General features: G+C 66.9%; 10 protein-coding genes. 5 read left to right on the top strand and 5 right to left on the bottom strand.

Translation table 11 applies throughout. The features are described 5' to 3' along the window. Nucleotides 1-55: 55 nt before the first annotated feature. Both FHS47_RS18335 and FHS47_RS18340 read right to left on the bottom strand, forming a co-directional pair. Complete coding sequence (locus FHS47_RS18335; RefSeq protein ID WP_167031627.1) at nt 56-538, bottom strand: DUF456 domain-containing protein; 483 nt, start codon at nt 536-538, stop codon at nt 56-58. Continuing rightward, nucleotides 538-1,305 carry a DUF3298 and DUF4163 domain-containing protein gene (locus FHS47_RS18340; protein ID WP_167031630.1) on the bottom strand — a complete coding sequence of 256 codons (768 nt, stop codon included), beginning with the start codon at nt 1,303-1,305 and terminating at the stop codon, nt 538-540. The genes FHS47_RS18335 and FHS47_RS18340 overlap by 1 nt, the downstream gene beginning before the upstream one ends. Before the next feature lie 82 nt (nt 1,306-1,387). Between FHS47_RS18340 and FHS47_RS18345 the strand changes: the two genes are divergently transcribed. Continuing rightward, nucleotides 1,388-2,050, top strand: coding sequence for an RIO1 family regulatory kinase/ATPase (locus FHS47_RS18345; protein WP_167031633.1), 663 nt, complete (start codon nt 1,388-1,390; stop codon nt 2,048-2,050). A 15-nt stretch (nt 2,051-2,065) separates the two neighbouring features. Here FHS47_RS18345 and FHS47_RS18350 read toward each other — a convergent pair whose 3' ends face one another. Then, complete coding sequence (locus tag FHS47_RS18350; protein WP_167031636.1) at nt 2,066-2,842, bottom strand: ferredoxin--NADP reductase; 777 nt, start codon at nt 2,840-2,842, stop codon at nt 2,066-2,068. 239 nt (nt 2,843-3,081) lie between these two features. Between FHS47_RS18350 and FHS47_RS18355 the strand changes: the two genes are divergently transcribed. Beyond that, nucleotides 3,082-3,474 (top strand): hypothetical protein, encoded by a 393-nt coding sequence (locus FHS47_RS18355; RefSeq protein ID WP_167031639.1) that lies wholly within the window; start codon nt 3,082-3,084, stop codon nt 3,472-3,474. Between the two features lie 103 nt (nt 3,475-3,577). On the opposite strand, the gene FHS47_RS18360 is transcribed toward FHS47_RS18355, so the two are convergent. Continuing rightward, nucleotides 3,578-6,604 (bottom strand): TonB-dependent receptor, encoded by a 3,027-nt coding sequence (locus FHS47_RS18360; protein ID WP_167031642.1) that lies wholly within the window; start codon nt 6,602-6,604, stop codon nt 3,578-3,580. Nucleotides 6,605-7,076: 472 nt separating this feature from the next. On the opposite strand from FHS47_RS18360, the gene xth reads away from it, so the two are divergent. From xth to FHS47_RS18375, 3 genes are all read left to right on the top strand, one after another. Continuing rightward, a complete protein-coding gene (gene xth / locus FHS47_RS18365; RefSeq protein ID WP_167031645.1) occupies nt 7,077-7,943 on the top strand; it encodes an exodeoxyribonuclease III in 867 nt (288 codons plus the stop codon). A gap of 78 nt (nt 7,944-8,021) precedes the next feature. Further along, on the top strand, nt 8,022-10,184 hold the full coding sequence (locus FHS47_RS18370) for an ATP-binding protein (protein WP_167031648.1): 2,163 nt from the start codon (nt 8,022-8,024) through the stop codon (nt 10,182-10,184). A gap of 72 nt (nt 10,185-10,256) precedes the next feature. Further along, nucleotides 10,257-13,310 (top strand): sensor histidine kinase, encoded by a 3,054-nt coding sequence (locus tag FHS47_RS18375; protein ID WP_167031651.1) that lies wholly within the window; start codon nt 10,257-10,259, stop codon nt 13,308-13,310. On the opposite strand, the gene FHS47_RS18380 is transcribed toward FHS47_RS18375, so the two are convergent. Next, nucleotides 13,301-15,103: a glycoside hydrolase family 97 protein gene (locus FHS47_RS18380; protein ID WP_167031654.1), complete on the bottom strand. Its 1,803-nt coding sequence runs from the start codon at nt 15,101-15,103 to the stop codon at nt 13,301-13,303. The two genes, FHS47_RS18375 and FHS47_RS18380, sit on opposite strands and share 10 nt — an antisense overlap. Nucleotides 15,104-15,149: the final 46 nt, after the last annotated feature.

A 15,149-nucleotide genomic window follows, 5' to 3' on the forward strand; every position in this document is an offset into this window, starting at 1 on the left:
GAGTCAGCCGAGACTAGCCGTTGCGGCCGGAGCGCGCCAATGTGCCCAATGGCGGTCAGCTGAAGAGCAGGGCGACCCCAGCCATGCCGATCATGAGGAACGAGATGACGACCTTGGCCAGCATGCCCAGGAGCATGCCCACCCACGTGCCCACACCCACGTGGGCGGAGCGCAACACGCTGGTGCCCGACCAGAGCTCACCGGCCATGGCGCCGGCGAACGGCCCCACGATGAGCCCGGGGATGCCGAAGAACATGCCGACCACTGTTCCCGCGCCCGCGCCCCACAAGGCGCGCGGGCTCGCGCCGATGCGCTTCGCGCCCAGCGACGCGGAGACGAAATCGAGCGCGACGCCGACGGCGCCGACGATGCCGATCGCCCCCAGCCATGCCCAGCCGAGGTGCCGGTACTGGTCCACGGCGGCCGCCAGCCAGATACCGCCGAAAATCATGGGAATACCCGGGAGCACCGGCAGCACCGCGCCGGCGACGCCGCCCACGACCAATGCCGCCGCGAGCAGGTAAAGCGCGACATCCATCAGCGGAAGGCCTCGCGGAATTCGGGTTTCAGGTAAGCGGCGAAGGCCTCGCTCGGCACGTCGACCGCCTGCTGGCCCGCCACGTACGACGCCACCTGGTACGGCGGGAAGATGAATGTCAGCCCATGCACCTTGCCATCCGGCCCTGTGAGCAGGCTGAACACGCGGTAGCGTCCCTTGCCGGGCGCGGTGCCTCGCTCGATCTGTTCGCTGTCCGAGGCGAGCGGATCGTCCTGGTCGTCGAGTGCGGTAAGCAACTGGCGCCGTGCTTCGGTCGCGAACGCGCTCTCGGCCGCGTGGGGATCGGCGAAGAGGTCGTCGATGCCCACAACCCGCCGCTCTTCGAGGTCGAACGTGAAGCTGTCCACGATCGGCGCGGGATGGGCGCCCCCGGTGAAAGCGGAGCCGTCGACCTGCACATTGATGAAGCGGTCGGAGTGGGCGGCTACCGCGATGTCGAGATTGAGGTCCCAGGGGAGTTCCCGCGCCCGCGCGCGGGCGCCGGGCGTATCCAGGCTGGCGAGGAAATCGCGCTTCTGCCGCTCCACGTAGCGGTCGATCGCCTCGCGCAATGGCTGCGCGCCACGCGGCAGATCGGGCAGCTTCAGTTCCATGGTGTAGAGGCCTTCGTTCGCCGATTGGGTATCCTTGTCCGCACCGGCCCTCGCGGGCGGTGGCGAAGCTCCTCCGCGTTCATGGTCGGCGTCATGGCAAGCGGTCAGACCCGCCGCGGCCACGGCCAGCGACAGGATGTGTCGCAGCAACATCGTGCGTTCTCTCCCTGCGAAGTTCGCATCTTAGCGTAGCTGCCGTCATGGGCACGGCGCGTCAATGTCATGAAGGAAAAGCGTGCATAGCGCGACCACGGAATCCATCACCCTGCTCAAGGCCGATGAACTCGGCCGCATCGAACGCGTGGAGCGGGACGGCGTGACGCTGATCCGGCGCGACATCGGCAGTGCCCGCTGGTGGGCGCGCGGTTTCGCCCGCCGCGCCGCTGCACGCGAGGCCCGCGCGCTCGCCCGTCTGGACGGCCTGGACGGCGTGCCGCGCCTGCTCGCGTGGAACGGGCGGGTACTGGAGCGCAGCTACATGTCGGGTGAACCCATGCAGGTAGGCAAGCCCATGGACGCCGGGTACTACCGCGCCGCGTTGCGCCTGCTGGCGGCATTGCACCGTCGTGGCATCGTGCACAACGACCTGGCCAAGGAACCGAACTGGCTCGTGCGCGAAGACGGCACGCCTGGCCTCGTGGATTTCCAGATCGCCTGGACCCGTGGCCGCCGGGGGCCGCTGTTCCGCCTTCTCGCACGCGAGGACCTGCGCCATCTGCTGAAGCACAAGCGCACGTATGTCCCCGACGCCCTGACGCGGCGGCAGCGCGCCATGCTGGCGCGCCCCGCGGCGCATTCGCGACTCTGGCGCGCAACGGGCAAGCGCCTGTACAAACTCGTCGCCCGCCGCATCTTCGGCTACTGGGACAATGAAGGGCAGGGGCGCATCAGGCGCTGACCTGACCGGCCGGCGCTACTTCTCGACGAACGCTCGCTCGATCACGTAGTCGCCCGGCTCACGCGTCCGCGGCGACGCCTGGAATCCCTTGCCGTCTAGCAGGACGCAGATGTCTTCCAGCATCGAGGGGCTGCCGCAGAGCATCACGCGATCCTCGGCCGGGTTCAGCGGAGGAAGGCCCGTGGCGCGAGCCAGCTCGCCGTCGGCGATCGCGTCGGTGATGCGGCCCCGGTTGCGGAACGCTTCGCGAGTGACGGTCGGGTAATACACCAGCTTTTCGCGGATGAGATCGCCGAGGTACTCATGCTTGGGCAGTTCGTTCTCGATGTAGTCGGAGTAGGCAAGATCGTTCACGTGCCGCACGCCGTGCGCGAGCACCACGGTGTCGAAGCGCTCATAGGTGTCCGGATCGCGGATGATCGAGAGGAAGGGCGCCAGCCCTGTGCCGGTGCCGAGCAGGTACAGGCGCTTGCCGGGCTTCAGGTCGTTGAGAACCAGGGTGCCGGTGGGCTTGCGGCTGACGATGATCGGATCGCCGGGCTTCAGGTGCTGCAACCGCGAGGTGAGCGGGCCGTCCTGCACCTTGATGCTGAAGAACTCCAGGTGTTCCTCGTAATGCGCGCTGGCGATGGAATACGCCCGCATGAGCGGCCGCCCATCGACCTCGAGGCCGATCATCACGAAGTGCCCGCTCTCGAACCGGAATCCCGGGTCGCGCGTGGTCCGGAAGCTGAACAGGCTGTCGTTCCAGTGATGCACGTCGATCACGTGCTCGGTCGCCAATGCCACCATGGTTTGCTGAACCTCGAAAACGTAAACAGACGGGCCATCGCGCGATGCGCGGAAAGCCTTCGGGCTGGCTGGGGAAGCGGCCTCGCGGGCCGCGCTGCCTCGCGCGTCGCGTCGCACCCCAATGGGTGCGCGCTCATGGGGCGCAAGTTTAAGGCATCTCGGCCCTGGCCGCCCGGAAGCTAGGCTGGACTGGACTAAGATGCGGGGCCGAACGAACGCAGGCACGAGGAGAATCGCCGGTGAGCAAGCCCGACTATGTCGTGGGCCAGTCCTGGACCTACCGCACCCGCCCGGGAGAGGAGGCGTCCCGTGTGGCGATCCGCCGGATCGACATCGAGCCGGAGGATGGGGAGGTGTTCCACGTTTCGATCCTGGGCGTGAAGCTGCGCAACCACCGGCTCCCGGGCGGAATCCAACCCGCCATGCACCATGCGGTCGTGTCCCGGGCGAGCCTGGACGCCAGCCTGCTCGAACCCGACGGCCAGGCCGACGCCGAAGAGAACTGGCGCGACGGCTACGACGTCTGGCGCCAGGCCTATGACAACGGGGACGCCGGCATCTTCGACCTCCCCCTGGCCGACGTGCTCGGCTACATCGAGAGGGTGGTGGCCGCCTCGGGCGAGGCGCGCTGACAAAAAAAAAGAGCGCCCGGTCTGCGGGAAGCGGCTGGGGAGGAGCCGGTTCCCGCAGAGGGGCGCAAGTGTCACACAGGGATCTTGCTGTTCTTAAGCAACCTTAGAAGTCGTAGCTGACGGCCAGGCGGGCGTAACGCGGGTCCTGGGTGATCAGCGGGACGCGGTAGATCGGATGCGGCGTGCCGCGCGACTCGTACTGGGTCGGGTAGCGGAACGTTGCGCGCTGCTGGTTGAGCACATTGAAGACGTTCGCGGAGAACGCCAGCTTCGACCCCGCCCACTCCGGACGGTAGGTCAAGCCCAGATCGAGCTGGAAGGTCCAGGGCAGGCGGCCCTTGTCACCGGGAGGCGAGGGCTGGCCGTCGCACCAGTGGTACGAACTGCCGTAGTGGGCGACGTCTTCCTGGTTCGGCCCCCAGTAGCCGAGGCAGACTTCCGGTGCACCGGAGATCGCCTGGAAGTTGCCCGAGAGCTGCCATTCCGGAGCGAACTGCCAGTAACCGTAGGCCTTGAACACGTGCGTGTGGTCGTTGCCGAGCGGACCATTGGCGTAGTCCATCACCCAGTGGTTATCCCAGTCCACGCTGCCCGCCGCACCCGACTGGCGGGTATCGGTACGCGCCTGGCCTTCGGTGTTGCCGTAGGAGTGCGACCACACGTAATCGAACTTGCCGTACCAGGTGCCGTCGAACTGGTGCTCCGCGTAGAACTCGGCGCTGAGGTAACGGCGCTTCGTCTTCGGCATGCCCATTTCTTCGCGGCTGAGCGGCACGACGAACGGGTTGCCCGCGGTGTCGATCAGGGTGAACTTGTTCGAGTGGCCGCCGTTGACGAGATAGCAGCTGTTCGTCGAGCCGACCGTGTAGCCGAGCGCCGCAGCCTTGTTGGTGACCACGTCGAGGTCGCAGAAGTCGTCGATGACGGCGTTGAGCTTGCGCTGGGTCAGCTTGACGCCGTAGTTCCAGTTCTCGTTGAAGGTCTTGTCGAAGCCCACGATGAACTCATCCTGGTTTTCGGACTTGAGGTCCTTCGCGGCGACGGTGCGCGGGTCAGGCGGAATGCCGTAGGAGTTGTTGCCCGAGACCACGTTGCTGAACTGGGTGAGGCCGGTCGGATTGCCGGTGACCGGATCGATACCCGAGTAGGTGAAGTACTGCTGGGTGGCGGTATAACCTGCAGCCGCGCCCGTGGCGGGGTTCAGCGGCAGGCCGAGGTAGTAGCGGCCGGCGTTGGCATACACCTTGAAGGTGCCGTCGCCGTTCACGTCCCACGACGCGCCGAGGCGCGGTGCCCACTGCGGACGCGTCTGCTTGATGAACGGCTCGCCGAACTGGTTGTAGTCGGTGAACTGGTCGTTGCGCAGACCGATCGAGAGCAGCAAGCGGTCGCTGACCTGCCACTTGTCTTCGATGTATTGCGCCTTCTGGTCGGAGCGCACGTTCACCAGGTTATTCACCACGTTGCGGCTCACCCAGTACCCCTGCTCGCCGTTCGGGAACAGGCCCGGCGCGGGCACGAAGTTGCGGCCCGGGGTGTTGTCGATGGCTTCCAGCGGGTCGTCGGAATGACCATAGCTCCAGACATAGCCCGGACCCGGGCTCTGCGTACCGAAGTCCTCCACGCGCGAACGCACGTTGTCGATACCGACCGAGATCGTGTGATCGCCCAGCACGTAGGCAACGTCGAAGCGGAAGTTGGTGGACTTGTTGCCGCGGCCGGGCGAACTGATATCGCTAACCTGGTTGTTCTGGATCGGGGTGCCGCCATTGAGCGCCGGGTTCTGGCGCACCGGGTTGTCGACCCGGATCAGGTTCGGATCGTACTCGGTCGGCTGATCGTAGTTCTTGCTCGACATCTTGCCGTACATGGCACTCACGGTCAGGTTGTCCGTGATGTAGCCGGTGTACTTCGCCACCCACAGGTCGCCACCGGTCTTGGTGTCGTTGAGGTCGCCGATGCGCGCGGTGCGCGTCAGGTTGGCGTAGTCGTAGCGATAGCGCGTGCCCGAGCCCTCGCGCTTGTCGCCGGCGCTCGTCAGTTCGAGGATGTTGCTGTCGTTGATGTTCCAGTCGAGCTTGCCGTACCAGCGCGGGTTACGATAGCTCTTGGTGTCGGCAGGCGTGTTGTTGCCTACGTTGTTGACCTCGCGCAGGCCCTGGCGTTCGAACTCGCCACCCAGGAAGAAGAACAGCTTGTCCTTGATGAGCGGACCGCTGGCGTAGGCGCTGACCGTGGTGGTCCATTTGTCATTCTGGCTCTTGGGCTGATACAGGTCGCCGGCCGGTGCCGATTCCGGCGTGTTGGCGTAATGCAGGTTCGGGCCCGAGGCGCGGGCAAAGGCCGGCTCCCAGAGCACCTGCGCACCGAAGTGCCACTGGTTCGTGCCGCGCTTGCCCACCTGGCTGATCACGCCGCCGTCGGAACGACCGTACTGCGCGCTGTAACCGCCAGTGTAGACCTCCTGCTGGTCGATCGCGCCGTAGGGAAGCTGCAGGCCGCCGAGCGCGTTGAGCGGATCGGTGGTGTTGAAGCCGTTGACGTAGTAAGCGTTCTCGTTCGCCGCGGCACCGCCGAAGCTGGCGACCGAGCGGCCGGTGTCGCTGGTGAAGCCGCCGCCGTTGTTGACCACGCCCGGCGCGAGGCGGGCGATTTCTTCGGCCGAACGGCCGAGCGGAATCTTCGACAGCTGTTCCGACGTGATGACGGTGCGCGAGTCGACCGCCGTCACGTCGATGCTCGGCAGCGCCGTGCCGGTAACCGTCACGCCTTCCAGGCTCTCGGCGGCACCCGCGGTGGCAGGCGCGGCGTTGAACGACACGTCGGTGCTGGCGCCGACGCGCAGCGTGACGTCCTTGCGGGAATCGACGGCCGCGCCGTCGCGCATCAGGGTCACCGTGTAGGTGCCCAGGGGCAGCTGCGAGAGGGAGTAGCGGCCGCGCTCGTCCACCTGCGCTTCGCGACGGAAGCCGGCGCCGCTTTCAACCACGACGGTTTCATTGGCCGCCACCGGGGCGGAGCCATTGATGGCACCCGTGGTGGACTGCGCGTAGACGCTCGAAACGCCGCCCAGCCAGGCGCAGACCGCCAGTGCCAGTGCGCTCCTGCGAGAGAGAAACTGCTTTTTCATGCTTTCCCCGAAAAGTGATGCCCCGAAATGACGGATCACGCGGGAAGTGCGCTCCGGGCCCCCGCCCGGTACGACGAACTGCGGGCCCTCGATGACCCTCCCCGCGCTCCGTCGCTAGCTATCCATTTGCCTCGATCCAAATGGAATGAATCGAAGATTTACAGCAGGTCGGGCAGCTTGTCCAGCGGATGAAATCGTGGGTCACCCGGGTTAACGGGTTCGAGCGTGACCTGCTGCGGTGCAGCATGAAATAGTGCAAGTACAGGTATTTAGAGGGAAATAAGGGGGGCTCGGCCTTGCCGAAAACGTGCAAGTTCTCGGCACAGCACTTCGTAAAAAATTGTTGCCCGAAGGCTATTGTTCTCCCGCCCGGAAGGTTCCTGCGGTCGACATTTGGATCGAGGCAAATCTCGTGCCAAGACTTCAGGCACTCCTCACCCTTCCTCGACCGGAGCTGCCGGAAAGTCGCCCGATGAAAATCGCCACCTACAACGTCAACGGCATCCGATCCCGCTTACCCAACGTGTTGGAGTGGCTGGAACGGGAAGCGCCGGACATCGCGTGCCTGCAAGAGTTGAAGTCCGCCGATCGGGGCTTCCCCATCGGCGCGATCAACGATGCCGGTTACGGGGCGGTGTGGGCGGGGCAGTCTTCCTGGAATGGCGTGGCCATCCTCGCGAAAGGCGTGGACCCGGTCGAGAGCCGCCGGGGCCTTCCCGGCGACGCGAAGGACACCCAAAGCCGTTATCTCGAGGCGATGGCGCACGGCGTGCTTGTCGGCTGCATCTATCTGCCGAATGGGAACCCGTGGCCGGGGCCGAAGTTCGACTATAAGCTCGCCTGGTTCGAACGCTTCCTGCGCCACGCGCAACGGCTGCTCGACACGGGGCAGCCCGTCGTATTGGCCGGCGATTACAACGTGGTGCCCACCGACGAGGACATCTACGACCCGAAGCACTGGCGTCGCGACGCCCTGCTGCAGCCGGAGAGCCGGGACGCCTATGCGCGCCTTCTCGCCCAGGGATGGACGGACGCGCTGCGCGAACGGCATCCGGACGAGCGCATCTATACGTTCTGGGATTATTTCAGGCAGCACTGGCCGCGCGACCGTGGCCTGCGCATCGACCACCTGCTGCTTGCGCCGGCGCTTGCCGGAAAGCTGAAGGACGCGAACGTTGACCGCTGGGTGCGGGACCGCCCCAAGGCCAGCGATCATGCGCCTGTCTGGGTCGAGGTGGACGCGGGCACCCGCAGGCGTTCGCCGGTGAAGAAAGCAGCGGCGAAAAAGTCCACCGCGAAGAAGGCCGCGGGAAGGAAAGCCGCCAAGGCAGCGCCTTAGCGGAACCTGAGCCCGCACTTGCCACCGCCAGCAGGTTTACTAGACTAGGCCGCTATTGGGGAAGCCGGACCAGGCGGTATGAGAATCGACGACGGGAGCGGCAGGCGCGCCGAACCGGTGATGCTCGGTGAGGTCGCCGCGCGGCTGCGCAATCCCCGTATCGATCGCATCGTGGCGAGCTTCAGCGAATATCGCGTGGCCCTCATGCGCACGGTGATCCTCGGTTTCATCGTCATCTGGACCGCCGCCTGGCTGCATGGCCCGGATAAAATGGCGATCGAGGCGCAGCGGGCCGTTCCCGTGGCCGTTGCGCTGTTTGTGCTCAGCACCGTGTGGATGCTCTGCGCGCGCGCCGGTTCCCTGCGGCAGAACACGGCCATCGACGCGATCGGCAGCGTGGCGAACTTCGTCATGGTCGCCATCCTGCTGAAAACCGCGTTCATGCTGGTGATCACGCTCACCGCGGTGCTTCCCTTCCTTTCCGTGGCCTTGGGCGTGCGCTACAGCCGCAAGGCCTTCGCCGCCGGCGTGGCCGCATCGGTGCTCATCCTCGCAGTCGTTGCGCCCGATGGGTATTGGCTCGCCCGTCCCGCGTACGCCCTCTACGCGCTGGGCCTGGTGATCGTGCTGCCGATGACGCTCTACCGCATGACCGAGGCCTTGCGCGAGGTGTCCGCGGAAGCCATCGCCTCGCGCGAGGCCCAGCACCGCTTCATCTCCATGATGAGCCACGAGATGCGGACCCCGCTGGGCACGGTGATCCATGCGGCCTCGCTTATCGATACCTCCGTGATGAACGACGACCAGCGTGGACTGGTCGCACTGCTGTCCACCAACGCCAACGCGCTGCTGCATCGGGTGAACGCGGTGCTCGACGTGGCCTCGTTCGCCGGCGGCAGCTTCACCTTGCGGCACCAGGTATTCGCCTTCGACGAAGTGCTGGCGACGGTCGGGGCGGTGTGCCGTCCGTTCGCGGCGGAGAAACGTATCGTCTTCAGCCTCGCGCGCGACGCGTCCGTGGAAGGGGTTTTCACCGGCGATCCCGGGCGCATCGAGCAGGTGCTGTCGAACCTCGCGTCGAATGCCTTGAAGTTCACGCCGCCGGGCGGGTCCGTGGAAGTTCGCGTGGAACTGGTCGAAAGCACGGCCGGCCGCGATCCGACCATCGTCTGCACGGTGACCGATACCGGTATCGGCATCGCCGATGTCGACAAACCGCGCATCTTCGATCCTTTCCACCAGCTCAGCACCGGGGAGAATCGCCGCCAGGAAGGCGTCGGGCTGGGTCTCTACATCGTGCGCAACGTGTCGGAACAGATGCGCGGCCAGCTCGACGTCGCGGACAACCCTATCGGCGGCTCGGTCTTCAGCTGGCGATTTCCGTTGCCACGTGCCGCCGCGGGCGCGCGCAGCGCCTCTGAGATGCCCCTCACCGATCTGCTGGACGATCATCGCGACCGCGTTCCTTCGCAGCGCTGCCTCGTCGTCGACGACAACGCTGCGAACCGCGAGATTCTCGGTCGCATTCTCGAGCGCGCCGGCCACCGCACCGTCTTCTGCGTGGACGGCGACGAGGCGCTGGATCGCCTCGCCAGCGAACCGTTCGACCTCATCTTCATGGATCTGCACATGCCTGGCAGCTCCGGATGGGACGTGCTCGGTCGCATCGAGGCCGCGCGCCGCTCAGGCCGCGTGCCACCGATCGTGATGCTCAGCGCCGATTCGAGCCACGACGCCGTGCGTATCGCCTTCAAGGCCGGAGCCCGTGCGTACCTCACGAAGCCGATCCCCACGCAGCGCCTGCTCGACGTGATCGAATCCGTAGTGGAGGAGCGCCGCATGGACCATGCCGCTCGCCTCTGGCAGCCGATCGTGGAAACGGGACATCCGACGGACACGTCGTCGCCCCTGGACGATATGCGCGTGCTCAGCAGCCGGGAGGAGTTCGGCGAGTTCGTGGAGCTGTGCGCGCGCAGCGCGGCAAACCAGCTGGAAAACCTGCGCGGTGCGATCCTTTCCCAGGATGTCGCCGCCGCCGCCGAGGCCGTGCATGCGCTGCGCAATGTGTTGGGCAACCTGGGTGTCCCCGGCGGCCATCGCGTGTGCGACGACATTGCCGTGATCGTCGAGGCCGGCATCGACATGCGCTCCGCCATGGCGGAGGTGGACAGCCTGACCCGTTCCATCCATCGCTTCGTGACCGTGCAGCGCGAACAGGCCGGCGCGGCGGCCGACGCGTGACGACATCGGGCTGACTCGCGGACTTCGGCGGCGTCCCGCGCTATCTTTGCCAGCCGATCTGAGGACCGCGACGTGCCTTCGAACCGTGCGCCGACCGTATGGGCGATTGTCTGGCTGCTCGCGGCCGGATGGCTTGCGTTCGCGCATGTGGCGCAGGCGATGGACGGCCGCGACCGCAACGTGGGCCAGCTCTACCACACCGCCTGGACGGTGCGCGAAGGCGCCCCCGGGCAGGTCACGGCGCTGGCGCAGACGTCGGACGGCTACCTGTGGCTGGGCACGCAGACGGGCCTGTACCGTTTCGACGGCGTGCGCTTCGAACGCTACCGGCCGCGCGAAGGCGGCGACTTCCCTGCATCCAGCGTCGCCTCGCTGTACGCACCGCCGTCGGGCGGGCTGTGGGTGGGTTTTCGCTATGGCGTGGCCAGCTTCATCGAGGGCGATCGCGCCATCCACTACGCCGCCGCGGCGGGACTTCCACCGGGAACCGTGTATGCCATCGGCGGCACGCCCGACGGGCGGATCTGGGGCGCCACCTTCAACGGGCTGGTGCAGTTCGAGCACGGACGTTGGCGTCTCGTACAACAGCCGATGGGCTTGCCAGGCACTCGCGCGCGCAATCTTTCCGTCGATCGCGAGGGCCGGCTGTGGGTCGCCACCGAAGACGCGCTTGCATGGCTGCCGCCGCAAGGAAAACGCTTTGAGATCGCCACCCGGTCCGTCGGCAGGGTGAACCGCATCGCCGAGGCGCCGGACGGGTCGATATGGGTGGCCGAGGCGGACGGCGGCGTTCGTCCGGCATGGACGGGGAGGGGCGACCCTGGCGCGGCCGGCCCGGTATTGCGCCTCTCCTCCGCCGGGCTCTTGTTCGACCGGGATGGCTCACTGTGGATGCCGACCCTCGGCGACGGTATCCGGCGCGTTCCGCGCGTGGATCGCTTCGCGGGCAGGGAGATCGGCGCGGAAGGGCACGAGGCCGAGCGTTTCCTGGAACGCGACGGGCTGAGTTCCGACTACGTCAGCGTCGTGATCCAGGACCGGGAAGGCAACATCTGGGTCGGCGGGAGCAGGGGACTCGACCGCTTCCGCGTGAGCCGCCTCCTGCCCGCCCTGACGTCGCCCGGTGCCACCGATTTCGCGATGGTGGCGGCGTCCGGCCACGGCGTGTGGGTGGGGACGAAGAACCGCGCGCTCACGCGCCTGGAAGCCATCGGCGAGACACCGGCGAGTCTGCGCGAGCCGATCACCGCGGCAAGTCGCGACGGCGGAGGCACGTGGCTGGCCGGGCCGAATGGACTGTGGCGCTTGCACAACGGGGTTCCGGAACCGTTCGCGACGTTGCCGTACGCCGACTACTCCGGCGTGCAGGCCATCGTCGGCGATGGCACAGGTGGCGTATGGGTTTCCATCAACCGGCCCGGGCTGTTCCACTTCACCGAGGGTGGCTGGGAGCACGATCCGCTCCCTGCGTTCCCCAACGATCCGTCGCCGCTGGTGCTTGCCCGCGATCGCCACGGGCGCTTGTGGATGGGCTTCGCACGCAACGCCATCCTGGTTCGCCAGGGGGACGTGGACACCCGCCTCGATGCCGCCCAGGGTTTGGCCGTGGGCAATGTCACGGCATTGCTCGAGGATGGAGAAGCGATGTGGGTGGGCGGCGAGTTGGGCCTCGGCGTGGTGATCGGAGGGCGGGTGCAGATGATCGGCACCCTCGGCGAACCGCTGCGTGGCGTGTCCGGCCTCGTCCGCGACCAGGGTGGCGATGTCTGGGCGAACGCCGCCCAGGGCATCGCGCACATTCGCGCGAAGGACGTGGCTCGCGCGCTGGAAGACGCCTCGTATCGCCCGCCGGTGGAATGGTTCGACTCACTCGATGGCCTGCCCGGCACGCCGGCGCAGTTCCGGCCGCTGCCCACGGCCGTATTGGCGGACGACGGCCGTCTATGGTTCGCGACCACCAGTGGCATCGTGTCGCTCGATCCTGCGAATGTGCCGCGCAACCCGTTGCCGCCGCACGTGTCCATACGCACGGTGTCTACCGACGTGGGAACCTGGCCCGCCGCCGCCACGATGCACCTGCCCGCGGGCACCGAACGCCTGCGCATCGCGTTCACGTCCACCAGCCTGACGATGCCAGAGCGCGTGCGTTTCCGTTACCGCATGGAAGGCCTGGACACGCGATGGCGCGACGCCGGCGAGGATCGCGAGGCGACCTACACGAATCCGCCGCCAGGACGCTATGTGTTCCACGTGACCGCGACGAACGAGGATGGTGTCGCCAATGATGTCGGCGCGTCTATCACGGTCGTCGTGGCGCGCGCTTTCTATCAGATGCCGTGGTTCTTCCTGGTGTGCCTCGCGCTGGTGGCCGTGCTGATCTGGGTCGCCTTCCTCCTTCGCCTGCGCAGGATCGCGTTGCAGATGCGTGCGCGCCTTCAGGAACGCCACGCAGAGCGCGAGCGCATTGCCAGGGAGTTGCACGACACCTTGTTGCAAAGCATCCAGGGCCTGTCGATGCGCTTCCAGGCGATCGCCAACAAGGTGCCACCGGGCGACCCCCTGCGTGACGCCATGGAGCGTGCGCTCGACCGCGCGGACGAAGCACTGGTCGAAGCACGTGACCGCGTGCGGGACCTGCGCACGCACGTGGGAGAATCCGCCCGCCTGGATACGGCGTTGCGAGCCCTTGCCGCTGCGTTTGCGGCCGAGCATGCCATGCCGGTGGTGGTGAATGTGGACATCGACGTGCGCGACCTCGACGCGCTGGTGCGCGACGAGCTGTTCGGCATCGCGCGAGAGGCCGTGCACAATGCCATGGCCCACGCCGATGCCACGCGCATCGACATCGATCTCCGCATGGATGGCTGCGAGCTGGTGCTGGCCGTTCGCGACGACGGCCGAGGTATCGACGACGCCTCGCTGCGCGATGGCCGAGACGGCCATTGGGGCCTGCGCGGCATGCGGGAGCGCGCCGCGGCGATGGGCGGTACTGTCACCATCGCCGCACGCAGCGCGGGCGGCACCGAGGTGATGGCGCGCCTGCCCGTCGAGCGTGCGTTTCCGGGCCGACACACGCACATCGGGCGCTGGTGGCGCCGGCTGGTCGACGCCTTTCGTCAGCGGTAACACCCGTTTGCGAACTGCCCCTTTGCCAGCGGGCAAAGGATGGCCGCGAACCCGCCGTTCACCGGCACGTCGAAGGAAAGGGTCCCGTCGGCGGTCACGTTCTGCGCCGAGCGCAGAACGTCGCCGCGGCCTGGGCCATCGCGCACGATGTCGGCATGCCACGGGCCCACGCCCAGCGAGGCCAGCGGAACGGTGAGGCGGCGCGCAGCCCCCGCGGCGATGGCGCCGATGAACCAGCGGTCGCCGCTGCGCCGGGCGAACACGGCATCCTGGCCAGGGTTGCCTGCGATCAACTTCGTCTCGTCCCACACCGTGGGCACCTGGTCGATGAAGGCGAGCGCCTGCGGGCGCTTCTCGTACGCTTCCGGGCGGTCGGCGAGGTGGGTCCATCCGGACTCGAAGACAATGGGCAGAGCCACTTCGTGCGCGATGGACGCTTCCTTGCGACCGGCATCGAAGGCCACCGGCGTGTAGTCCATGGAGCCGACCACATTCCGCGTGAAGGGCTGGATGGTGTTGCCGACGGCAGGCGGATCGTTCTCCGAGCCACGCACGCCTTCCATGGTCATGAGGTGCGGCCATGTACGGGCCAGCCCGTGCGGAATGGTGGCGCCGTGGAAATTCACCATGAGGTGCAGCCGCGCCGTGTCCGCGAGGGTGGCGTCGTACCAGCGGTACCGGGCTTGCGAATCCGATTCCATGAAATCGATCTTCACGCCCTTCACGCCCCAGGCTTTCACCTTCGTGAGTTCGGCCATGCGCTTGGCCGGCGTGTCGAGTTTCGACCAGTGGAACCAGAGCAGGATGTCGACGTGCTTCGCGTTGGCGTAGCGCACGAGGTCGGGTACCCAGCTGTCGCTCCAGCCTTCGTCCACGAGCACATAAGGGATGCGGTTGCGCGACGCGAAATCGACGTACGCCTTCTGCCGTTCCGCATCCGACGGACTTTCGTGTTCGCTCAGCCACGACCACGCCACCTTGCCGGGTCGTACCCAGGATGTGTCCGCGAACGTCGCAGGATCGGCCAGGTCGTCGACGAGCGTGGACTCGGTGACCGTGGCCAGGTCGCCCGTGATTACCATGCGCCAAGGTGTGACGCCCGTGCTCTCCACGCGCGAGTCGGCGAGCGTGAGCGTGTACGTTCCACTGTTCGCGGTATGCGTGAGCCGGCTGCCGTCGTAGCGGCCGTCGGCATTGGCTTCGGTCACGAGCACGTAGTTGTCGCCCACGCGAAACAGCGATGGGTAGCCAAAATCGCCCGCCGCGGCGGCTCCCGCGGTGGTTTCGATACGCTCCTTCTCGTACTGCGGATTGTAGGGAAGCAGCCACGCCTTCGCTGCGGCCGGCACGGTGAAGCTGGTGGCCTCGCCGGTGACGGTGGCGCTCGACACACCGGGCAATTCGTAGCGGAACGCTACGCCGTCGTTGGCCACGCGCACCACGATGTCGAGCTTCTGGCCCTTGGCGTTCTGCAGCGCGTAGCGCGTTTCGGAAAGATTGGCGTTGCGGTCGAGCCGCTTGCCCACCGTCATGCGGTAGCGCTCGGTGAGCTGGCGCTGGCTGGTGGCGACCAGCTTCAGCCCGTGGGTGAGATCGGCGTCGGTCGTGCGCAGCCCGAGCGTTTCATCCACGAGGGAAAGCCCGTGCGGGTCGGTGATGCTGAGCACGGGACGCCCGCCGTCGCGGAATACCAGGGTGGCGAGAGGCGGCGTGGCAAGGGCGGGGATGCTCACGAACATCGCCAGGGCGGCGACGAGGCGGCAAGGAGCATGCGGAAGGCGTGCGGGTTTCATCCGAGGTTCCTGTCGACGGTGTTCCGACACGGTACCATCCGCGCCC

Source organism: Luteibacter sp. SG786, from assembly GCF_011759605.1.
Lineage (GTDB): Bacteria > Pseudomonadota > Gammaproteobacteria > Xanthomonadales > Rhodanobacteraceae > Luteibacter.